At 65.8% G+C, this 21,417-nt stretch carries 20 protein-coding genes and 2 tRNA genes; 11 read left to right on the top strand and 11 right to left on the bottom strand.

The window, feature by feature from the left end:
• Positions 1–116 precede the first annotated feature (116 nt).
• The 5 genes from ftsH to E8M83_RS03000 all read left to right on the top strand — a co-directional run bounded on the left by ftsH (position 117) and on the right by E8M83_RS03000 (position 4,678).
• Positions 117–2,000 (top strand): ATP-dependent zinc metalloprotease FtsH, encoded by a 1,884-nt coding sequence (gene ftsH, locus E8M83_RS03020; protein ID WP_137171908.1) that lies wholly within the window; start codon positions 117–119, stop codon positions 1,998–2,000.
• A 71-nt stretch (positions 2,001–2,071) separates the two neighbouring features.
• Positions 2,072–2,932 (top strand): dihydropteroate synthase, encoded by an 861-nt coding sequence (folP, locus tag E8M83_RS03015; protein ID WP_137171907.1) that lies wholly within the window; start codon positions 2,072–2,074, stop codon positions 2,930–2,932.
• A gap of 31 nt (positions 2,933–2,963) precedes the next feature.
• The gene (gene glmM, locus E8M83_RS03010) at positions 2,964–4,304 is read left to right on the top strand and encodes a phosphoglucosamine mutase (protein WP_137171906.1); all 1,341 of its coding nucleotides are present in this window, start codon (positions 2,964–2,966) and stop codon (positions 4,302–4,304) included.
• Positions 4,305–4,375: 71 nt separating this feature from the next.
• Positions 4,376–4,452 (top strand) — tRNA-Pro (locus E8M83_RS03005).
• A gap of 149 nt (positions 4,453–4,601) precedes the next feature.
• Positions 4,602–4,678, top strand: a tRNA-Arg gene (locus tag E8M83_RS03000).
• A 20-nt stretch (positions 4,679–4,698) separates the two neighbouring features.
• Here E8M83_RS03000 and E8M83_RS02995 read toward each other — a convergent pair.
• Positions 4,699–5,745 (bottom strand): DUF4214 domain-containing protein, encoded by a 1,047-nt coding sequence (locus E8M83_RS02995; RefSeq protein ID WP_137171905.1) that lies wholly within the window; start codon positions 5,743–5,745, stop codon positions 4,699–4,701.
• A gap of 185 nt (positions 5,746–5,930) precedes the next feature.
• Positions 5,931–6,341, bottom strand: coding sequence for a TerB family tellurite resistance protein (locus tag E8M83_RS02990; protein WP_137171904.1), 411 nt, complete (start codon positions 6,339–6,341; stop codon positions 5,931–5,933).
• 106 nt (positions 6,342–6,447) lie between these two features.
• On the opposite strand from E8M83_RS02990, the gene E8M83_RS02985 reads away from it, so the two are divergent.
• Complete coding sequence (locus tag E8M83_RS02985) at positions 6,448–7,341, top strand: LysR family transcriptional regulator (RefSeq protein ID WP_137171903.1); 894 nt, start codon at positions 6,448–6,450, stop codon at positions 7,339–7,341.
• A 10-nt stretch (positions 7,342–7,351) separates the two neighbouring features.
• Here E8M83_RS02985 and E8M83_RS02980 read toward each other — a convergent pair whose 3' ends face one another.
• Together E8M83_RS02980 and E8M83_RS02975 are read right to left on the bottom strand one after the other, a co-directional pair.
• Positions 7,352–7,639: a hypothetical protein gene (locus E8M83_RS02980; protein WP_137171902.1), complete on the bottom strand. Its 288-nt coding sequence runs from the start codon at positions 7,637–7,639 to the stop codon at positions 7,352–7,354.
• A complete protein-coding gene (locus E8M83_RS02975; RefSeq protein WP_229491401.1) occupies positions 7,636–8,367 on the bottom strand; it encodes an XRE family transcriptional regulator in 732 nt (243 codons plus the stop codon). Before E8M83_RS02975 ends, E8M83_RS02980 begins: the two co-directional genes overlap by 4 nt.
• A 155-nt stretch (positions 8,368–8,522) precedes the next feature.
• Here E8M83_RS02975 and E8M83_RS02970 point away from each other — a divergent pair, with 155 nt between their 5' ends.
• The 5 genes from E8M83_RS02970 (at position 8,523) to E8M83_RS02950 (ending at position 14,546) form a co-directional block, all read left to right on the top strand.
• Entirely contained in the window at positions 8,523–8,720 is a 198-nt protein-coding gene (locus tag E8M83_RS02970; protein ID WP_137171900.1) for a hypothetical protein, read from the top strand.
• Positions 8,721–8,802: 82 nt separating this feature from the next.
• Positions 8,803–9,156 carry a DUF5710 domain-containing protein gene (locus E8M83_RS02965; protein ID WP_137171899.1) on the top strand — a complete coding sequence of 118 codons (354 nt, stop codon included), beginning with the start codon at positions 8,803–8,805 and terminating at the stop codon, positions 9,154–9,156.
• 96 nt (positions 9,157–9,252) lie between these two features.
• Entirely contained in the window at positions 9,253–10,947 is a 1,695-nt protein-coding gene (locus E8M83_RS02960) for an energy transducer TonB (protein WP_137171898.1), read from the top strand.
• A 158-nt stretch (positions 10,948–11,105) separates the two neighbouring features.
• Complete coding sequence (locus E8M83_RS02955; protein WP_137171897.1) at positions 11,106–12,257, top strand: polysaccharide biosynthesis/export family protein; 1,152 nt, start codon at positions 11,106–11,108, stop codon at positions 12,255–12,257.
• 15 nt (positions 12,258–12,272) lie between these two features.
• Positions 12,273–14,546: a polysaccharide biosynthesis tyrosine autokinase gene (locus E8M83_RS02950; RefSeq protein ID WP_137171896.1), complete on the top strand. Its 2,274-nt coding sequence runs from the start codon at positions 12,273–12,275 to the stop codon at positions 14,544–14,546.
• Positions 14,547–14,965: 419 nt separating this feature from the next.
• Here E8M83_RS02950 and E8M83_RS02945 read toward each other — a convergent pair whose 3' ends face one another.
• From E8M83_RS02945 to E8M83_RS02915, 7 genes are read right to left on the bottom strand one after another with little or no spacing between them, the layout of a single operon-like run.
• Positions 14,966–16,165, bottom strand: a complete 1,200-nt coding sequence (locus tag E8M83_RS02945) for an acyltransferase (protein WP_137171895.1) — start codon at positions 16,163–16,165, stop codon at positions 14,966–14,968.
• 27 nt (positions 16,166–16,192) lie between these two features.
• Positions 16,193–16,801, bottom strand: a complete 609-nt coding sequence (locus E8M83_RS02940; protein ID WP_137171894.1) for a hypothetical protein — start codon at positions 16,799–16,801, stop codon at positions 16,193–16,195.
• A 3-nt stretch (positions 16,802–16,804) separates the two neighbouring features.
• Entirely contained in the window at positions 16,805–17,395 is a 591-nt protein-coding gene (locus E8M83_RS02935; RefSeq protein WP_137171893.1) for a sugar transferase, read from the bottom strand.
• Positions 17,392–18,594, bottom strand: coding sequence for a DegT/DnrJ/EryC1/StrS aminotransferase family protein (locus tag E8M83_RS02930; protein ID WP_137171892.1), 1,203 nt, complete (start codon positions 18,592–18,594; stop codon positions 17,392–17,394). The genes E8M83_RS02935 and E8M83_RS02930 overlap by 4 nt, the downstream gene beginning before the upstream one ends.
• Complete coding sequence (locus E8M83_RS02925; RefSeq protein WP_137171891.1) at positions 18,587–19,873, bottom strand: glycosyltransferase family 4 protein; 1,287 nt, start codon at positions 19,871–19,873, stop codon at positions 18,587–18,589. Before E8M83_RS02925 ends, E8M83_RS02930 begins: the two co-directional genes overlap by 8 nt.
• Positions 19,870–20,652: a hypothetical protein gene (locus E8M83_RS02920; protein ID WP_137171890.1), complete on the bottom strand. Its 783-nt coding sequence runs from the start codon at positions 20,650–20,652 to the stop codon at positions 19,870–19,872. Before E8M83_RS02920 ends, E8M83_RS02925 begins: the two co-directional genes overlap by 4 nt.
• Positions 20,653–20,661: 9 nt before the next feature.
• The gene (locus E8M83_RS02915; protein WP_229491400.1) at positions 20,662–21,393 is read right to left on the bottom strand and encodes a hypothetical protein; all 732 of its coding nucleotides are present in this window, start codon (positions 21,391–21,393) and stop codon (positions 20,662–20,664) included.
• Between the last annotated feature and the right edge of the window lie 24 nt (positions 21,394–21,417).

The following is a 21,417-nucleotide window of genomic DNA, read 5'->3' as shown; positions in this document are numbered from 1 at the left end:
GGGTAAAACATAGTATTTCATCAATGTTGCCGGTGCTGCGTGGCGGTGTCGGCTTATTGCAGGTAAAATCGGAATACTGAAATCGGTAAAGATGCTGTTGCATCGGAGGAGTGCTCGTGAATAATATGTTTTCCAAATCCGCCATCTGGGTGGTCGTCGCGCTGCTGTTGTTCATGCTGTTCAAGCAGTTCGACACCCATAGCGTTGCCGGCGGCAGCAAGACCATTGCTTATTCCGAGCTGCTCGATGAAATCAAACAACGTCGCATCAAGGATGTGACGATCGAAGGCTCGAATATCACCGCCACCCGCAGCGACGATTCCAAGGTCCGCGCCACCGCGACCATCCTCGACCGCGGCCTGATCGGCGACCTGCGCGAAAACGGCGTGCGCTTCGACGTGAAGCCACCCGAAGAACCATCGTTCCTGCAGCAGGTGTTCATTTCGTGGTTCCCGATGCTGCTGCTGATCGGCGTGTGGGTGTTCTTCATGCGCCAGATGCAGGGCGGCGGCAAGGGCGGCGCTTTCTCCTTCGGCAAGTCGAAGGCGCGCATGCTCGACGAAACCAATAACACCGTCACCTTCGCCGACGTCGCCGGTTGCGACGAAGCGAAAGAAGAAGTGTCCGAAATCGTCGACTTCCTCAAGGATCCGACCAAGTTCCAGAAACTGGGCGGCCGCATCCCACGTGGCGTGCTGATGGTCGGTCCTCCGGGCACCGGTAAAACCCTGCTGGCGCGCGCCATCGCCGGCGAAGCCAAGGTGCCGTTCTTCTCGATCTCGGGTTCCGACTTCGTCGAGATGTTCGTCGGCGTCGGCGCCAGCCGTGTCCGCGACATGTTCGAGAACGCCAAGAAGCATTCGCCTTGCATCATCTTCATCGACGAGATCGACGCGGTCGGCCGTCACCGCGGCGCCGGCATGGGCGGCGGCAACGACGAGCGCGAACAGACCCTCAACCAGCTGCTGGTCGAGATGGACGGCTTCGAAGCGCAATCGGGCGTGATCGTGATCGCCGCCACCAACCGTGCCGACGTGCTGGATAAAGCGCTGCTGCGTCCGGGCCGTTTCGACCGCCAGGTGATGGTGGGCCTGCCGGACATCCGCGGCCGCGAACAGATCCTGAACGTGCACATGCGTAAAGTGCCTATCGGCACTGACGTGAAGGCCGACATCCTGGCGCGCGGCACCCCGGGCTTCTCGGGCGCCGACCTGGCCAACCTGGTCAACGAAGCCGCGCTGTTCGCCGCACGCCGCAGCAAGCGCCTGGTCGAGATGATCGATTTCGAAGACGCCAAGGACAAGATCTATATGGGTCCGGAGCGCAAGTCGATGGTCATCCGCGAAGAAGAACGCCGCAACACTGCCTACCATGAGTCGGGCCACGCGGTGGTCGCCAAGCTGCTGCCGAAAGCCGATCCGGTGCACAAGGTCACGATCATGCCGCGCGGCTATGCGCTGGGCCTGACCTGGCAGCTGCCTGAGCACGATGCACTGTCCGGTTACAAAGACAAGATGCTCGAGGAAATCTCGATCCTGTTCGGCGGCCGTATCGCCGAGGAGATCTTCGTCGGCCAGATGTCCACCGGCGCCTCGAACGACTTCTCGCGCGCCACCAAGCTGGCACGCTCGATGGTGACCCGCTTCGGCATGTCCGACAGCATGGGCGTGATGGTCTACGAAGACAGCGAGAACGAAGGCTTCTTCGGCGGCGCCACCAAGACCATCTCCGAGGCGACCCAGCAAAAGGTCGACGCCGAGATCCGCGCCATCCTCGATCGGCAGTACGCGCTGGCGCGTCGCCTGCTGGAAGAGAACCGCGAAAAAGTCGAGATGATGACCAAGGCGCTGCTCGACTGGGAAACCATCGACAACGAGCAGATCAACGACATCATGGCCGGCCGCGAGCCGCGCCAGCCGAAGACCGTGCTGACCAAGCGTCCGCCGCCGGGCGACAGCGGCTCGGGTGGGGTAGCGCCGAATGCCACCGCACCGGCCTGACGCTGTCCCGACCATCAAAGGCACCCGTCAGGGTGCCTTTTTTGTTTGCCTTAGCTCGTACCATCTTCCTTATGACCAAGAAACTGCAATGCGGCCACTTCAGCTTTGCGCTGGAGGGGCCGGAATCCCTGTATCCGGTGGTGATGGGCATCCTCAACATCACCCCCGATTCCTTTTCCGATGGCGGCCGTTACCAGGGCCTCGAATTCGCGCTGACCCATGCCGAGGCCATGATCCGGGACGGCGCCGCGATGATCGACATCGGCGGCGAATCGACCCGTCCCGGCTCGCCCAGCGTGCCGCCCGACGAAGAACTGCGGCGCGTGATGCCAACCCTGTATGCGCTGCGCACGCTCGACGTCGCACTGTCGGTCGACACCTGCAAGCCGCAAGTCATGCGCGAGGCCCTGATCGCCGGCGCCGACATGATCAATGACATTAATGCCTTTCGCGCGCCGGGCGCCATCGAGGCGGTGCTGGACAGCGATTGCGGCCTGTGCGTCATGCACATGCAGGCCACGCCCGAAACCATGCAGCAGGCGCCGCGGTACGACGACGTGGTGGGGGAGGTGATCGGCTTCTTGCGCGAGCGAGTCGATGCGATGACGGCTGCCGGCGTCGAGCGCGAGCGCATCTGTGTCGACCCCGGCTTCGGCTTCGGCAAGACCGTGGAGCATAACTATGCCTTGCTGGGCGGACTGCAGCGCATGCGCGACGAGCTCGGCTTGCCGGTGCTGGCCGGCATGTCGCGCAAGTCGATGATCGGCGCCGTGACCGGACGCCCGGTCGAGCAGCGCGTGGTCGGCAGCATCGGCGCGGCATTGGCTGCGGTAGCGCATGGCGCTAGAATCGTGCGTGTGCATGATGTGGCAGAGACCGTCGACGCCCTCAAGGTGTGGCATGCCGCGATGCATCCATCCTCGGTCGCATAAAAATCGTTTCAACCAGAGAAAAGAGAACTAGATGGCACGGAAATATTTCGGCACCGACGGCGTGCGTGGCCTGGTGGGCGTGGCGCCAATTACGCCTGAATTCGTGATGCGTCTCGGCTACGCGGCCGGCACCGTCCTGGCCAAGGGCCGCAAGTCGAGCAGCGGCCGCCCGGTCGTGCTGATCGGCAAGGACACCCGCATCTCGGGCTATATGCTCGAGGCCGCGCTCGAGGCGGGCCTGTCGGCCGCCGGCGTCGATTCGATGCTGGCCGGCCCGATGCCGACCCCGGCCATCGCCTACCTGACCCGCGCGCTGCGCCTGCAGGCCGGCGTGGTGATCTCGGCCTCGCACAATCCCTTCCAGGATAACGGCATCAAGTTCTTCTCGGAACACGGCACCAAGTTGCCGGATTCCGTCGAACTCGAAATCGAAGAAGCGATCGACCAGCCGATGGGCTGCGTCTCGTCCGACAAGTTGGGCCGGGCGACACGCCTGCGCGACGCCCAGGGCCGCTATATCGAATTCTGCAAGGGCACCTTCCCGAACGAGCTCGACCTGCGTGGCCTGAAGATCGTGGTCGACAGCGCCCACGGCGCCGCCTACAACATCGCGCCGCACGTGTTCCACGAGCTCGGCGCCGAAGTCATCTCGATCGGCGCCCAGCCGGACGGCTTCAATATCAATGCCGGCTTCGGCGCCACCGCGCCCAAGGCCTTGTCCGAGGCGGTGGTGGCCAACAAGGCCGACCTCGGCATTGCGCTCGATGGCGACGCCGACCGCCTGATCATGGTCGACGCCAATGGCCGCGTCTACAACGGCGACGAGTTGCTGTATGTGATGGTGCGCGACCGCATGAGCACCGGCCCGGTAGCGGGCGCCGTCGGCACCCTGATGACGAATATGGCGCTTGAAGTAGCGTTCAAGCAGATGGGCATCGGTTTTGCGCGCGCCAAGGTCGGCGACCGCTATGTGCTCGAGGTCATGAAAGAGCGCGGCTGGCTGTTCGGCGGCGAAGGTTCGGGCCACCTGCTGGCGCTGGACAAGCACAGCACCGGCGACGGCATCGTCTCGGCGCTGCAAGTGCTGTCGGCCCTGGTGCGCGGCAATAAGTCGCTGGCGGAATGCTGCAGCGAGCTGCAGCTGTTCCCGCAGACCCTGATCAACAAGAAAGTCACGCCGGGCTTCGACTGGACCACGGACCAGGCGCTGGTGGCCGAGAAGGAAGCCGTCGAGCGCGAGCTGGGCGACAATGGCCGCGTGCTGATCCGCGCTTCCGGCACCGAACCCCTGATCCGCGTGATGGTCGAGGCGAAAGAGGCGGCGGTGGCCGACAGCATGGCGCGCCGCATCGCGGACAAGCTGGCGGCGTAAAGAGTTGCCATCAAGATGTCAGCGGGGGCTGGCACTTCGCGCCGCCATCGCTTATAATACCTCTCACACGGCGGAGTGTAGCGCAGCCCGGTAGCGCACCTGGTTTGGGACCAGGGGGTCCAAGGTTCGAATCCTTGTACTCCGACCAAGAGATTCATCAAGGCAGGCCGTCCTAGACGGCCTGTTTTGTTTTGGTCGGCCTGTTTTGTTTTCAGCGTCGCTATCGTGGTTTGGGTTACTGCCCGGCCATATTGCAAGCATCGTGACTTGCGGTTTATAGTAGCGCCTCTTCCAGGACCGCCCTTAGCTCAGTTGGATAGAGCAACAGCCTTCTAAGCTGTGGGTCACACGTTCGATTCGTGTAGGGCGGGCCACTTCCTGTTGTCATTCCCGCTCAACTGATGATGAACTCATAGCCTGCCTCCAGCGAGCCGATGACCTTGAGCTGGTTCTCCGTGCTTTCGCTGAACGCCACCAGCAGGTCGGCCACATCCAGTGTCTTGCTGTCCAGGGCATTTTTCCAGTGCGCAAAGCCACCCGCATCCGGCGCGCGGTCGAGCACGTTCGCATAGATCGCGGTGATGATGTCGGCGTTGCTGGCGGCGTGACCGTACAGCTTCTTGAACTCGGCCGAGCCGGCAAACGCGTCCGCCGCGGCGTGCAGGCTCAATCCTTCTCCCATCTTGCCGATCCAGAATCCGAGGCCGACCTTGTCAGGGGTGCGGTCGAAGGCGGCCTGGTACAGGCGGTAAGCCTCCGCGGCAAAGCCCGTAGTCTCGTAGGAGATATAAACGCCGTCCTCGAAGGAAAGCCGCTCGACGTTGCGCAGGGTGTCGATGCCGTCCAGGCCCAGCAGGTCGGTGACGGTGATCGTGCCGCCACGCACGCTGACCCCGTACTCATCGCGATAGCCCTCCAGCACGAAGGTGTCGACACCGGCGCCGCCGTCGACGACGTCGTCCGAGCGCGTGCCGTACAGCATGTCGTGGCCGCCGGTGCCGACGATGGTATTGGTCGGCGGGTAGGCGGGAATCCGGTCTTCGTACACGTTCAGGCTGGCGTAGCTACCGTAGTAATCCTGGCTCCACGATGCGTCGATATAGTACCAGCCGGTGTAGGGGGCAACGAAGGCGGCGTAATCGTAGCCGTAGGCGCCGCTGCCGTCGTCGCTGGCGATTTCGCGACCGTCGTCGTCGTAGATGCGCAGGTCGAGGGGATCGAAGTAGCTGCCGCTCTGGATCGTGTAGGCCATGCCCCGGGTGGCGTGGAAGACGAAGATATCGTCCTGGCCCGCATAGGGATCGTAGGTCGCGTAGTGTGCGGTGCGGCCGTAGTACTGGCCGAGGTCCGGATCGTGGACCGGCCGCAGGTCGAGTTGCCAGGCCCAGTCCATCTCGGACGGCGTCAGGCGGTAATCCCGGGTGGAGTAGTCATTCGACATGATGGACCTCGCGATGTGAGGTCTTCATTGTATGGCTGGGTTACGGCGGCAATATGTTGAATTGGTGTCGCTTTGTAACGGCGACGCTTCAATTGCAAGCATGTCTTTCAAAGTATGCACGTCCAGGCGCTGCAATGGCCGCGAAGGGGGAGGGGGGCGGGCGGCATGCTGCCCGCCCCGTGCCCTTACATTGCGCTGCCCGCTTCGGCAGGCGCGTCAGCCCAGGCATGCATCGCACGGCGCAGCAGCCTGCGCTCGCGGTGGTCGATCACGCTGTCGGCGCGCACGATTTCCAGCATGCCTTTCAGGACGGTGGCGCGCAGCGCCGGGTCGTGCACTTCCTGCAGCAGGCGGTCGATCGTCGCTGGTTGGATCTCGACCATGCCGGCATCGCGGTCGGTGCTGGACGCCAGCAAGTCCTGGGTCAGTTCGCCTGCCGTGTCGTCGAAGGTGTCCTCGCTCACCCGCAGCGCCCCGAGCACGCCGCTGCGGTGCAGGCTTTTCAGTTCCTGCGGCGCGATGCGGCCGTCGACAATCATGGCCAGCGCCAGCAGGCGGCACATGGCTTTCGGGCTGTTGGTGGGGTAACTTCTCATTGCTTCCTCGCTTATCAAGAACGGTGAGCCACCAATATACGGCGCTGGAATTCGAAAGTAAAATCGAATAATCTTTAGGAATCATCCCATTTTCTGGTGGTATTGCATGATCAACTACAAGCACCTCCATTACTTTCACGCCGTCGCGACCGTCGGCAGCGTGGCCCGCGCTGCGGAGCAATTGCACGTGTCTCCGCAGGCAATCAGCACCCAGTTGCAGGTGCTGGAAGACCAGCTTGGCGAGGAACTGTTGCGCAAGAAGGGCCGCGGGCTGGAATTGACCGAGGCCGGCAAGACGGTGCTGCGCTATGCCGACCAGATCTTCAGCCTTGGCAACGAGCTGGAACAGGCGGTGCGGCGCGGCGTGTTCACCGAGACCGAGACCTTGCGCGTCGGCCTGTGCGACGTGATCGCCAAGACGATGGCGTTTCGCCTCTTGCAGCCAGCGCGCGACGCCGGCCTGGCCATGCACCTGGTGTGCAGGGAAGGGCGCTTCGCCGACCTGATGGAAGACCTGAGCGCGCACCGGCTCGATCTCTTGATCTCGGACCAGGGCTTGCCGCCCGGCGGCGCGGTGCGCGGCCACAGCCATCTGCTGGGATCGAGCACGGTGACGGTGGTCGCCCATCCCGAGGTCTGCCGGCGCTGGGCCGGCCCTTTCCCGCAACGCCTGAAGGATGCGCCGTTCCTGATGCCGGGCGACGGCGCAGCCCTGCACAGCCAGCTCAAGGCCTGGCTCGAGGCGCACGGGCTGCGGCCGATCGTCGTCGGCGAGTTCGACGATGGCGCCTTGCTCGGTTCCTTCGCCGGCGCGGGCGCCGGTTTCATGGCGGCGCCGACGGTGCTGGCGGAGGCGCTGTGCACGCAGTACGGATTGGAACAGGTAGGCGTGATCGATGCGATCGTCGAGCAGATCTATGCGGTGACGGTCGAGCGGCGCGTGCACCATCCGGCGCTGCGGCGTATTCTGGAGCGGGCCGGGAGCGCCTTCGGCGCGTGAGCCCGCTTTACTAGAAGGGCGGCGCCGTGTCGTCGGGGGATGGGCGATCGAGGTCGATGTACAGTTCGACCATGCCGGCCAGGTCGAGTTCGGGTAGCAGCGCGCGCGTATCGAACTGCGCATACGCGAGCACCGGGTTCGCCCGGGGCGCAACCAGCATGATCGGCAGGCGCGGGAACCACGAGCCGAGCCGGGCCAGCAGCGCATCGCCCGCGCCGGCCCGCAGCATGCCGGGCTCGACGAACGCGAGCGCGATCCGGATGCCGCGCGCGGTGACGATGCCGCCGGTGAGCCTCAAATGCGGTCGCTTTCCTTGCGCACCACGCGACCGATGACAATGCACTCGCCGCCCTGGCACAGCTTGCGGTGGTATTTGCGCTGGTCGACATTGTCGGAGGTGAGCCACCACTGGCCGGCGTCGCGCGCCAGGCGCTTGACCACGGCTTCGCCCTCGTAGTTGAAAGCATACACGGCGCCGTCGACCAGCTTGGTGTCGAGCGTATTGATGACCACGATGTCGCCCGCGTACAGCGAGGGCTCCATGCTCTCGCCCTTGACGTAGATCGCGATCAGGTGCGTTGGATTGTATTGGTTGCGCTCGAGCCAGGTGCGGCGCATGCCGAGCGTGCCGCCGTCGCGCCTTTCCGGCTCGGCCTGGTAGCCGGTGATGCCGGCCGACAGCCGCAGCTTGACCATCGGGATCTGGATAAAGCCGTCGTCTTCGCCCTCGGCCGCCACCACCCGCAGCGCATTGCTCAGGCCGGCGGGATGGGGGAAGTCGTTCGCGCCCGACATCGGCGCCAGGATTTCCGGCGGCAAGCTCCTGCCCGTGACCCGGGAAATGGCCAGCAACTGCTTGAGGTTCGGGCTGTGCTTTTCGTTTTCCCAGTGCGAGATATTGGCCTTGGTATTGCCGCGTTCAGTGCCGAGCTCGAGCGCCAGCCGCGCGCCGAGCGCCGTGCCCGAGAGGCCGGCGGCGGTGCGCGCGTCTCTCACCCAACCCGCAATCATCGTCTGAAGATCCATATCGATATGGTATAGGAAAACTATACAGAATAGTATAGTTTTTATTTACTGATGTGGTATAGTTTTCCTATACTTTCATTCACCGCGTTGAGATGGCTCAGGGTTTTGCTTCGTTCCCTTCGCGCCGCTTCAAGGCGAAGCACGGAGGAGACACGATGATTATTGACACCTACTTGCGCCTTGCAGGCGCCGACCTGGCTACCTCACTGACCTTGTCCGACCTTGGCATCCTGGTCGGCATGCTGACCGGCGTGCTGGGTGCGCTCGTCAACCTGGTCTACACCTGGCGCAAGGACCGCCGCGAACAGCGCGAGAGCGATGCGGCGTGGGCCCGGCGCCAGGATGAGAAGTGAATGGACGCCGACGCCCATCGCCGCCGGGCGTGCCTGTAGAATAGCGGTCCGCATTGACATCGATTCCGGAGCACGTTCGTCCATGGTTTTCCTCACCGTCCCCTATGCCGAGAAAGACGCCGCCAAGGCGCTCGGCGCCCGCTGGAACCCGACCCGCCGCCGCTGGTATGTGCCGGACGGCGTGGCCACCGAGCCCTTTGCCAAGTGGCTGGACGGTGCGCCGGGTGCGGATGCCGCGCCCGCGAAGTCGGGCCGGGTCGACAGCTACCAGGGCAAGACCGTCGTCGGCATCAACTACATCGAGCTGGACCACGATTGCGATCCGATGCAAGCCTGTCCGAGCTGCACGCAGCAGCTGGCCGGTACCCAGTGGGCCCAGGTACAGCTTGGCCTGAAGGCGCTGGTCGGGGCGATGCCGGGCACGTCCAATAAGTGAGCAAGCCGGATCGCCTGGCCTTGAATCGTGCGCGCCTCGCCTAACTGCCGAGTAAACGCTAAGATGCCAGCTTGCTAATATTGCACAAGCGATGACATGACCCAGGCGACCGCTGGCGGGCGACCGCATGACCAGGCCCGCAGCGACCGGCGCCTGGGCGTGGGCATCGCCATTTCGGTGGCGCTGCACGGCCTGTTGTTGTCGCTGCAGTTCGGCGTGCCGGGCCTCGACCTGGGTGGAGGTGGACCGATCAGCGTCACCCTGGCGCCTTCGATTCCCCCTGCGCCAGCGCAGCCGCTACCACTGCCGCCACCGTTGCCCGAAACGCCGATCGCCGCCGTGCCGCCGTTTCCGACCCCGACCCCGACCCCGACCCCGACGCCGCCGGCCGCGCCCACGCCCACGCGCGGCTTGCGCCTGTTCGATCGACCACCGCCACCCGTCGTGCAGGCCGAGGCCCGTCCCCCGGCGCAAGCCCGGCGGCCGAAGCGCCCCAAGCCGCCGGCGCCGAAGCGCACGCTGCGCGAAGTGCCGACGCCGGTCATCGCCGCGGCGCCGCAACTGGAATCCGAATTCACCGTCCCGGTTCCCCTGCCTGATTTCCTGCCCGAGCTGGCGCTAGACGCGCCTGCGTTGGCCGACACCGCCGAGAGCGAAGCGCCGGCCCCGCCGGACGAGATCGTGGACACCGGGCCGGACCTCGCCGCGCAAGAGGCCGAGGAAGAGCGCCAGCGCCAGTTGGCGGAACAGGAGCTGGAACAGGAACGCCTGGCGCAGGCCGAACGCGAGGCCGCCGAGGCGCGCCTGGCGCAGGAGCGCCTGGATCGGGAAAGGATCGAGCAGGAACGTAGCGCGCACCAGCAGCGCGCGGCTGAGGAAGACGCGCGCATTGCGCAGCAGCGTGAAGCCGAGCGCCTGCGGGCGCAAGCCCAGGCCGAGCGCGACCAGGCCGACGTGCTGCGCCGGCAGGAACTGGCCGCGCGCCAGCGCGCCGAGGACGACGCATCGCGCCTGGCGCGCCAGCAAGAGCAGGAACGCGAACTGGCCGAACGGCAACGCCTGGAAGCGCAGCGCCTCGCGCAGGAGGCGGCCGAGCGCCGGCGTCTCGAAGAGCTGGCAGAGCGGCAACTGGCGCAAGAGCGCGCGCAGAAGCTGGCGCAGGAACTGGCCCGGCAGCAGGCGGAGGCGGAGCGCCAGGCGGCGCAGCGGGTGCAGGCACAGGCGCCTGCCGCCGGCGCCGGAGCCGGCTTGGAATCCATGCCGGTGGGGCCGGGCGTCGGCCAGGGAGCAGGGCGCGGCGCGGGCAGCGGCAGCCAGCCAGGCGCCGGCGCGCTGGCCGGCCTGCCCGGCAATCGCGCGCGCGACTTGCTGCGCGGCGTGACGATCCCCAATGTGCAAGCTCCGATCGCGCCGGCCGAGCAAGCCACGGGTGGACGCCGGGTGCTGGCCGACGGCGGCGAGCGCGATGCGCCGCTGCGCCTGTACGTCGACAGCGTGCGCCAGAAACTGGAACGCAATGCCGTCATGGGCGGCGCCCGCCTGTCGCTGCAGGACGTGCGCATCGATCCCCTGGTCAGCCTGTCGTTGCGCAGCGACGGCAGCATCGACGAGGTGACCATCGTGCGCTCCAGCGGGCGGGCCGAGATGGATGAGGCGGTGCGCCGCTTCGTGCGCCTGAACGCGCGCTATTCCGCGTTTCCGCCGAATGTCGCGGCGCGTTTCGACATCATCGAGATCCGCCGCATCTGGCGCTTTACCGATGGACTCAAGCTGATCGAAGAGATGCGCTGAACCGGTGTGTGCGAACGCCGCCACGAGGTTGCTCGTCGCGCCCGACGTGGCCGACGCCGCTGTTCGCGGTTTGATGCGCTGCAAAGCCAAGCCCGATGGACGCCGTACTCTGGACTGAAACGCCCACGTACTGCGACTATTTTTGATAGGCAAGAATCATGGCTTGGTTTTGTCCAGTTGCAATAAGGGATTTATCGCGATCCGTCGTACCGCGCCTTTCCCTTCTCTTCGCGGTCGGCCTCGCGCTGTCCGCCTGCGCGACCGGCATCGGCTTCGGCGAGGCGGCGCGCTCGGGCGGCCCAGGCGACGCCTCGGCGCCCTCCACCGAGCTCATCACCGAGACCCTCATCGAGAAAGAGCGGGCGGCCCTGGCCGGAGTGGCCCGGCAAGACCTCACGCCGCTGTTCGATTCCACGCCGCCACCCTATACGATCGGGCGCGGCGACATCCTGTCGATCGTGGTCTGGGACCACCCCGAACTGGCCGCCGGCGGCATGACCATGGCCGCTTCGGCCGCCGACAGCGGCGTCGTCCAGCCCAACGCGACGCCGCCCGGTTTCGCGGTCGACCACCTGGGCCGCATCCAGTTTCCGCTGATCGGCCTGCTCGGTGTCGACGGCAAGACCGAGGAAGATGCGCGCGCGCTGCTCACCGGCAAACTGGCGCGCTACATCGCCAATCCGAACGTCACCCTGCGCGTGCAGGCCTACCGCAGCCGCCGCGTGTACGTCGACGGCGAGGTGCGCACACCCGGCCTGCAGGCGATCGACGATATCCCGATGACGCTGGTCGAGGCGCTCAATCGCGCCGGCGGCATGCAGCCGAACGCCGACCAGAGCCGCATCGTGATCGAGCGTGGCGAGGGCCGCTACCACGTCAACTTGCGCGAGCTGGTGCAAAAGGGCGTCAACCCCGGCACCATCCTGCTGGAGCATGGCGACCTGGTGCGCGTGCACTCGCGCGACGAGAGCAAGGTATTCGTCTCGGGCGAGGTCATCAGTCCCAAGGCGCTGACCATGCACGACGGCCGGCTCACGCTCAACGAGGCGCTGGGCGAGACGGGCGGCATCAGTCCCCTGAGCGGCGATGCGCGCCAGGTGTACGTGGTGCGCAAGGCGCCTGACCGCACCCGCGTGTTCCGGCTCGACGCGCGCGATTCCGGGGCGCTGGCGATGGCCGAGTCCTTCGAGCTGCGGCCCAAGGACGTGGTGTACGTCGCCGCTTCGCCGCTGGCGAACTGGAACCGTCACCTGAGCCTGTTGTTCCCCGGTGCGCTGACGAATGCCGTCGGCGTCACGAATCGTCCCTGAGCAAGGGGTCTCGCCATGACCAGCCCGCACGACGCGCATTCGCTCAAACAAGTCCCGCACAGCCCGCCGGTGCTGTCGGTGCCGTTCGATCCGCGCCCACCCGAGCCCTTGCCCGAAGAGCCCACGGTCGACCTGAAAGCCTATCTCAACACCCTGTACGACAGCCGTTGGCTGATCGGCAGCATCACCGCGATCATCACGATCGTGGCGGTGCTGTATGCCCTGGTGGCCAATCCGGTCTACGAAGCGAACCTGATGATCCACGTCGAGGAAGAAAGCCCGAACGCCTCCAAGAACATCCTGAGCGAAGCCTCGTCGCTGTTCGAGACCAAGAAGGCCGCGATCGCCGAGATGGAACTGCTGCGCTCGCGCATGGTCGTCTCGCGCGCGGTCGACAACCTGCAGCTGTATGTCGAGGTGCAGCCCAAGTACTTCCCGGTGCTGGGCTCCTGGTTCGCGAACCAGAACGGCGCGGCCCTGTCGAAGCCCGGGTTGTTCGGCTACGGCGGCTTCGTATGGGGCGGCGAACGGGCCGCGGTGTCGGTGTTCGAGGTGCCCGATAGCTGGCTCAACCGCGAGTTCGTGATCACCGCGCGCGCCAACAACCGTTATCGCTTTTCGGGCGGCGGCCAGCGCATCGCCTTTGATGCCAGCGTCGGCCAGCGCTACCGGGTGCAGACGCCGGACGGGCTGGTCGAGATCAAGGTCGACCGCCTGGTCGCCAATCCGGGAGCGCGCTTCAAGATCAAGCGCAAGTCGCGCCTGGGCACGATCCAGGGGATCCAGCGCTCGATGGTGATCACCGAGCAGGGCAAGCAGTCGGGCGTGATCGAAGTCAAGCTGCAGGGCCAGGACGCCGACCGCATCAATGGCCTGCTGAGCGAGATCGGACGCGAATACATGCGCCAGAACCTGGCGCGCAAGACCGAGGAGGCCGAGAAGTCGCTGGCCTTCCTCAACCAGCAACTGCCCATCCTGAAACGCCAGCTCGAACAATCCGAAGACCGCTACAACCAGTTCCGCAACGCCCATGGCACGGTCGACCTGCGTGAAGAGGCGCGCATGAGCCTGGCGCAAGCGGCGGCGGCACGCGCGCGCCGCATGGAACTGTCGCAGAAAAAGACCGAGCTGCTGGCCCGCTTCACCGAAGACCACCCGGTGGTGGCGGCCATCAATCGCCAGCGGCGCGAAGTCGAGACCGAGATCGAGGCAATCGCCGCTCGCATCCGCACCTTGCCGGTAATGGAACAGGACGAAGCGCGGCTGACCCGCGACATCAAGGTCAATACCGACCTCTACACGGCGCTGTCGAACACGGCCCAGCAATTACGCCTGATCTCGGTCGGCCGGGTCAGCAATGTGCGGCTGGTCGATGCGCCGATCGAACCCGAGCGGCCCATCAAGCCGAACCGACCGCTGATCGTGGCGCTGGCGGTGGTTACCGGCCTGTTCCTGGGCACCCTGATCGCGTTCACCCGCAAGGCCATGCGCGGCGGGATCGACGATCCGGCCAAGATCGAGCGTCTGCTGTGCGCGCGGGTGGTGTATGCCTCCATCCCCCACAGCGGCAATGAGGACAAGCTGATGCGCAAGGTCAAGCCGGACGGCGGCTTGCCGCTGCTGGCCCAGATCCTGCCCGAAGATCCGGCGATCGAGAGCCTGCGCAGCTTCCGCGCCGCCCTGCGTTTTTCGATGCCGCACTTTAAGAATAACGTGGTCATGATCGCCGGACCGACGCGCGGGCTGGGCAAGTCCTTCGTCACCGCCAATTTTGCGGCGGTGATGGCGGCCAGCGGCATGCGGGTGCTGCTGATCGACGCCGACTTGCGCAACGGCCACCTGCACCGCTATTTCGGCGTCGACCGCGCGCGTGGCTTGTCGCGGGCGATCGCGGGCGCGATGCCGGTCGACGAGGTCATCCACCGGAGCGTGATGGACAACCTCGATTTCATCCCGACCGGCGAATTGCCGACCAACCGCTCCGAATTCCTGCTGCAGCTGAACCTGGGCAATCTGCTCGAGCTGGTCAGTGAGCGCTACGACCTGGTGCTGCTCGACCCGCCGCCCCTGCTGGCGGTGGCCGATGCGCTCATCATCGGCGCCCATGCCGGCGCCGTGTTCATCGTTACCCGTTCCGGTGTGACGACCGAGAACCACATCAACGAGTCGATCAAGCGGCTCAACCATGCCGGCATCTCGCCGCGCGGCGTGCTATTTAACGATATGGCCTTGCGTCTTGGGGAATACCGTTCTCAGTACGGAACGGCCCAACTTGGCTACGCTGCCTGAGTGCGTTGGCGCTACCTGTCGTAAGCAAGCATAGGTTCAGCCGGGGCGGTGTCGAGCGCCTCGGTGAACACTACGCGAAAGCACGTGTTTGCTGTCGTAGCGCGTGGCAGGTCCTGGTATGTTTTCAATGGCGCCAATCATGGCAACAGACTGGGTTGCCGCTGCTCTCTGGAGGGCGACGTCTTCCTGCCTGAGAGGGCCGGCCGCCACTTTTCGCCTGATTCGCGTGTCGGCCTGTACCCGGGCGGCGAATATGCTTGTCGGACGCCGTACAAGACGACTATGGCGCATGCACGGCTGGCCGTGATAAACATCGGGCCGAGAATGAAGACATCCAGCTTCGGCGCGGCATTGCCGACACCGGACCGGAGGCCTGAATCGCAGGCTGGCCGGCATCGCAACCGGCCAGCGACATCCATTCAATCCGGCGACAGGGCGGTGACGGCCGGGCGTTCTGCGCGTGGCGCAAGCAGCCAGTCTTTCACGGCCCGGCGCAGGCGGAAGGTATTGCGCTCGAACGCCAGGTAGAACACATAGGCGAAACCGATCAGCGCCAGCAGGATCGCGCCGTACCAGATGTAGTCTGCTGCGACGAAGGGATTGAGCTGTTCGCGTCCGACGGTCTTGCCGCCGATGTGGATCGCCAAAAAGATCAATGGCAAGTGGGTGACGTACAGGGTGAACGAGAATTCCGAGAAGAAAGTCGCAACGTCATTGATGCGCAGGAAGCGCGGCGACGACGGATCGACCGGCTGGTGCAGCGACGACAGCAACAGCAGCAGGGGCACGCTGCAGATCATGTCTTGCACGAAGGATTCGGGCACCAGTTCATTATTGCTGCCGGTCAGGCGGTAATAGCTGAACAGTCCCATCGTCAGCAGGCCCAGCACCAGGCGCAGGCCGTTCCCGCAGTGCAGCTCGATGCGCGAGAACGCCGCCCCCAGCAGCCACAGCATGAAGTACATCGAGATCATCTTCGGCAGCACGATCACCAGTACCACGAAGGCGGCTGCGCAGGCGGCGCGCTTGAAGCGGCCATGGCCGAACAGTACCAGGGCCAGCAAGGGAAACTGGACGTAGTACCAGGTTTCATAGGTCAGGCTCCACAAGGCATAGTTGCCGCCGAAATTGGGAACCAGGAAGGTCTGCAGGCCGAGCAGGTTGCCGGCGAAGCTCAGCGCCGAATAATCGTTGGTCGGCGACAGGTCGACCGCCCCGGGTTGCGCCACCCCCATGGCCAGCCCGACCAGGAGGATCAGCACCAGGGTCGGCACCAGGACCGTCCACAGCCGCGTGACGCGGTCGATCGCGTAGTTGGCGAGGGCGCGCGGCTGGTGCAGGCGGTTCATCAGGCTGCCGCCGACCAGCCAGCCGCTGATCAGGAAGAACACCACCACCGCCTGGTGGGCGAAGCCGGTCACGAAGGCGAACACCTGGTAAGCCAAGGTTGGATCTTGCAGCGAGCGCAGGCCGGGATAGATTTCGGAGCGCAGGTGGCCGGCGGCGACTTCGAGTGCGGCGATGCCGCGCAGCAGCGACAGCGCCAGCGACTGCATGGGGTGGTCGTGCAGGTTCGATTGGGCCCGACAGCGGATCGTGGGAAGGGAGAGGGAAGGCATGGTGAAACTCCTTTCTGCATGAAAGCATTAGCAGGCATCCCAGGGATAGGGATGGCTGTTGCCCGACAGCGCCAGGGCCAGGCGGATCATCCAGTAGCCGACGTGCGCGAATTCCATCAGCCAGGCGCCGATCGCGAACACCGGCAGCGACCACCAGATGGCCGGCAGCAGCCGTGCCCGCTCCAGGTCGCCCGACCAGGCGACCCCGAGCAGGCTGGCGCCCGTGCCCAGCAGCCAGCCGCTGGACGCCTCGGCGCCGGTGTGCTCGCCCGTCGCCACCAGCAGCATGGCGACGGCCACGCCCAGCAGCAGGCCCAGCGCCAGGCCTACCCGCCTCGCCGCCTGGCCCTGGCCGGCCAGCAAGACCCAGGCCGCGAAGGGATAGAGGGCGGCGACCAGGGTCGCGTGGCCGCTGAGCGCCTTGAACTCGAGCTGGCCGACATCGGTGCCCCAGCCCAGGTGCGCGATCTTGCTGCCGCCCACCAGCACCACCGCGGCGCCGAAGCAGGCGCCCCAGCGCAGCGCCGTGCGCCATGCGCCGGCGGCCATCAGCCAGGCGCACAAGGCCGCGCCCAGCGGCAGCGCGACTTCGAGGTCGCCCAGGTGCAGCACGCGCAGCATCGTCCGGCCGCCCATTGCTTAGCGGACGATCGCGGCCAGCGTGCGCACGATGATCTTCACGTCGATCCAGAACGTCCGCTCGCGCACGTAGCGCACGTAGTAATGGAGCTTGGCCGGCAGCACGGTATCGATATAGGCGCGTTCCGGGTCGCCGGCGCGCGCCAGTACCGCGTTCTCGTCCTTGTACATGATCGAGGCCCAGTCGGTGATGCCGGGCGCCACCGACAGCACGATGCGGCGCAATGGTTCCGGATAGAGGGCCACGTAGCGCGGCACTTCGGGCCGCGGCCCTACCAGGCTCATGCTCCCGTTGATGACGTTGAACAGCTGCGGCAGCTCATCCAGCTTGTAGCGGCGCAGCAGGGCGCCGGCATGCGTCACGCGCGGATCGGCGCCGACCGTGAGTTCGGGCCCGCTGTCTTGCCGCTGATGCATGGTGCGGAATTTATAGATTGTAAACAGCGCGCCGCCGCGCCCGACCCGCTGCTGGCGGTACAGCACCGTGCCCGCCGAATCCCACTTGATCCACAGCGCGATCGTGAGCAGCAGCGGCGACAGCAGCAGCACGCCGGCCAACGCCGTCACCAGGTCGAACACGCGCTTGCTCATGGCAGCAGCTCGTGCAATGCCGCGATCACCCGCTCCTGGTCGGCGTCGGTCATGCGGGTGTACAGGGGGAGCGTGAGCATCGCCTCGAAGGCAGCCTCGGCGACCGGGAAGTCGGCGGCGTGCAAGCCGCAGCTGTCGCGCCAGTAGGGCTGGCGGTGCAGCGGAATGAAGTGCACGCTGGTGCCGATGCCGCGTTCGGCCAGCCGCGCGATCAGGGCATCGCGGCCGATGCGGTCGACGCCCGTGCGGCGCGCGCCACCGGGGCCGCGCGCCGCGCGGTCCAGGCGCACCACGTACAGGTGCCAGGCGTGGGTCGAGCCGGAACCAGGCGCCGGGCGGGCCGGCAGCACCAGGGGCAGGTCGGCCAGGGCGTCGTCGTAGCGGCGAGCCAGTTCTGCGCGGCGCTGCTGGAAGCGGTCGATCTTGCGCAGCTGCTCGATGCCGATCGCGGACGCGATATCGGTCAGGTTGTACTTGAAGCCGGCGGCAACCACTTCGTAGTACCAGGACGGGGTGCGCGAGACGTAGCGGTCGAAGGCGTCGCGGCTGATGCCGTGCAGGCGCATGCAGCGGATGCGCTCGGCCAGGCGCGGGTCGCGCGTGACGACCATGCCGCCTTCGCCGGTGGTCATGGTCTTGTTGGCATAGAAGCTGAATACCGTCACGTCGCTGTCGAGCGTGCCCACCAGCCGGCCATGGTGGCGGGTGGGAAAAGCGTGCGCCGCGTCCTCGATCACGCGCAGGCCGTGGCGCCGCGCAAGCCGGACGATGGTGTCCATGTCGGCCGCCATGCCGCCGAAGTGGACCGGGACGATGGCGCGCGTGCGCGCCGTGATCGCGGCGGCCACCGCGGCCGGGTCGAGGTTGAGGGTGTGCGGGTCGCTATCGACGAATACCGGCCTGGCGCCCAGGTAGCGCACGACTTCGGCGCTGGCGGTGAAGGTCAGGGTCGGCACGATCACTTCGTCGTCGGGCTCGATCCCGGCCGCCTCCAGCGCCAGGTGCAGGCCGGCGGTGGCGGAGTTGACCGCGATCGCCTCGACCTCGGCGCCGAGATAGTCGCGGAAGGCGGCTTCGAAGCGCCGCGTGACGGGGCCGGTCGTGACCCAGCCGGAGCGCAGGCAGGCTTCGACGGCGCGGATTTCTTCTTCGCCGATGTCGGGCAGGGCGAACGGCAGGAAGGTGTCGGCGTCAGGCATGGTGGGTCTCCGGTGCGAGTACGGTCAGGAAGCGGCGCGCCAGGACCGGGTAGCTCAGGTGGTCCAGCACATGGCGCCGGCCACGCTCGCCCAGCGCCTGGCGCGTGCGCGGATCGAGCGCCAGCAGGCGCGCCAGGCCTTTGGCCAGGGCGGATGGATCGTCCGGCGCGACGCTGACGCCGCAACCGGTTTCCGCCACCGGGTCGTTGCCGGCCTCCACTGCATGCAGCACCGGACAGGCCGCCATCATGTAGTCGAGCAGCTTGTTGGGGGCGATGCCGAAGCGGTACAGCGGCTGGCGCCGCCAGCCGAGGAAGGCGACGTCGAAGCGCGCCAGCAGGGCCGGGATGGCGCGCTTGGGGACGGGATCGACAAAATGGACGTGGTCGAGCCCCAGCGCATGCGCCTGCCGGCGCAGCGATTCTTTCTCGGGGCCGGCGCCGACCAGCACGAAGGCAATCGGTCGCTGGCGCAGCAGGTGGGCAGCGTCGAGCAGGGTATCGAGCGCATTGGCCAGGCCGTGGCTGCCGGCATAGCCGACGATCGTGCGCCCTTCGGCGCGCAGGCCCGACAACATGGCGGCAAGGGCGGGCGGCAGTGCTTGTGCGCCCCGCGCCGGCGTATCTGCGCACTGCCCGCGGCTGGCGGTGTCGGGCCATTCGTCCGGGTCGACGCCGTTCGGGATCAGGTGCAGCTTGTGCGGCGCCATGCCGCGCGCCTCCAGGTGTTCACGCACCCGGGGCAGGATCGAGACGATGGCGTCGGCGTGGCGGCAGGCGTGGTTCTCGGCCGCCTGCAGCAGCATGATGAAGGGGTGGTGGCGCGAGTGGCCGCCCAGCTCCATCGGCGACAGCGGCCACAGGTCGTGCACCTCGTGCAGCAGGCGCGCCCGGGCCAGGCGCGCGATGCGGTGCGCCGGCCAGATATCGAGCGGGTAGGTGCTGGAAGCGATCACCGACTGCGGGGCGAAATCGCGCGCCAGGCGCGGCCCCTCGCGCCACAGGCGTGCCACGAAGGCCAGCATATTGCGCACCCGGCCGGCGCCATTGCCGGCATAGGCGGGGGTGCGCAGCCAGGTATAGTGGATGCCGTCGATGTCTTCGTCGAGGCGGTCGTGGCCGGCGATGGCGGGCGCCTGGCGCCGCAGGTGCGCGTGCGAGGCAGCCACGATGTGTACCCGGTGCCCGGCGCGCACCCATTCGCGCGCGAGGTAATAGGGGCGGTATTCCATGCCGTGGTGGACCGAGCCGGCGTAATGATTGATCAAGAGGATGTTCATATCCGCCACACCATCTCTTCGACCAGGCGCCGCCAATTGCAGCGGGTGCTTTCGATCCAGTTGGTTTCCCATTGCACCGGGTGGGTCAGCATGCAGATGCACTCGTAGTGGCCGAGGGCGGCGAAGGGCGATATCGGCAGGTAGTAGACCGGATACTTGCGGTCGCTGATGTAGAGGTCGAAGCCGCGCAGCAGTTCGGCGTCGTAGGACTCGCATTCGATGCCGCAGCGGGTGCGCAGCGCGCGGTCGCGCAGCAGCTCGTGGTTGATCACGTTCAGGCGCCGGTTGGCGAAGTCGCCGTGGCTGGCCACGGTGGCGAGCGGGGCGCCCAGGCGCGCGGCGATCTGGTCGATATTGCGTGCGAACAGTTCGCGGATCTCGGGGAAGCGCAGGCGCAGCTCGTCGCCCTTGCGGATGCGGTGGCGCTTGGCGAAATCGGCCACTTCTTCGTAGTGGTAGCTGGCTTCGCTGCCGGCCGCCTCGATCTCGCGCATGAAGCCATAGTCGAGCGTGCACAGGCGGAAGTAATAGCTGGCCCGCACGCCGTGGCGGGCTTCGAGCGCGAACATCTTCCTTGCCGTGCGCAGGTCGCTGTCGATATCGTGACGGTGCACCAGCGTCTTGCGCGGCGGCGCCTGGCGATTCAGGTCGCGGAAGAAGCTGCGCACCGAGACTTGCGCATAACCGGCGTCGTTCGCGGCCCGCAGCAAGTCCTCGTACTCGCCGAGGCGGCTGGGCATCAGGTAATCGGCATAGACCCGGTTGAAGAACGTGTTCATTGCAGGGACTTATTGCAGAGAATACTGCGCTCGGTAGGGCTGGAAGCCCAGGATGGTCTTGAAGGTCTTCAGGCCGGCCTGGGCGCCGAAGAAGGTGTCGTACATGACGTATTGCACCTGCTTTTCGTCGATCAGGCGGCTGATGGCTTCCACCAGCAGCAGGTGCATGATGCCGTCGTTATTGCGGATGCCCAGCATTTGCGAGAAAGCGGCGAAATTGCCGTAAATCGCGAGGCTTGCATAGGCGACCAGTTTCCCTTGTGGGTCGAGAATGCCGTGGTGGCGAAAATGCGGCAAGGTGTCGAATGCCTCGCATTTCTCGGTATATTTCCGGTCCATCGGGCGACCTTGCCGCATATCCAGCGAGATATTAATTGCGTGGATGTCGTCGATATAATCGTTACGGTCGATATCGATGAATCGGTAGCCGCGATTGCGCGCCCGTTTCGCATGGTGGCCGCCGTGGTTTTTGGCCTTGATCTGCTCGAGATAGGCCTGGCGGTCGGCGTAGCGCGACAGGTCGATCAGCGCCGCGCCGACCGTCTTGGCGCGAATGAAGCGAAAACGCGGATGGGGGCGGGTGAAGGCGCGATACGTGGTGCGGATATCGTCCGGATCGATATACTCGTGAAAGCAGAGTTTTGCTACCGGCAAATTAATGGCTTGAATAAATGTATTGTAGTGTTGTAAGAGCATATTCTCACCTGTCAGTCTGCGAACCACGATAGAGTGGATCGGCATGCGATTCCTTGAACTCGGTTAAAT

This window comes from Massilia sp. HP4 (assembly GCF_005222695.1).
Taxonomy (GTDB): Bacteria; Pseudomonadota; Gammaproteobacteria; order Burkholderiales; family Burkholderiaceae_D; genus Telluria.
Note: the sequence above shows the minus strand (reverse complement) of the source record. Positions and strands in the feature narration are given on the sequence as shown.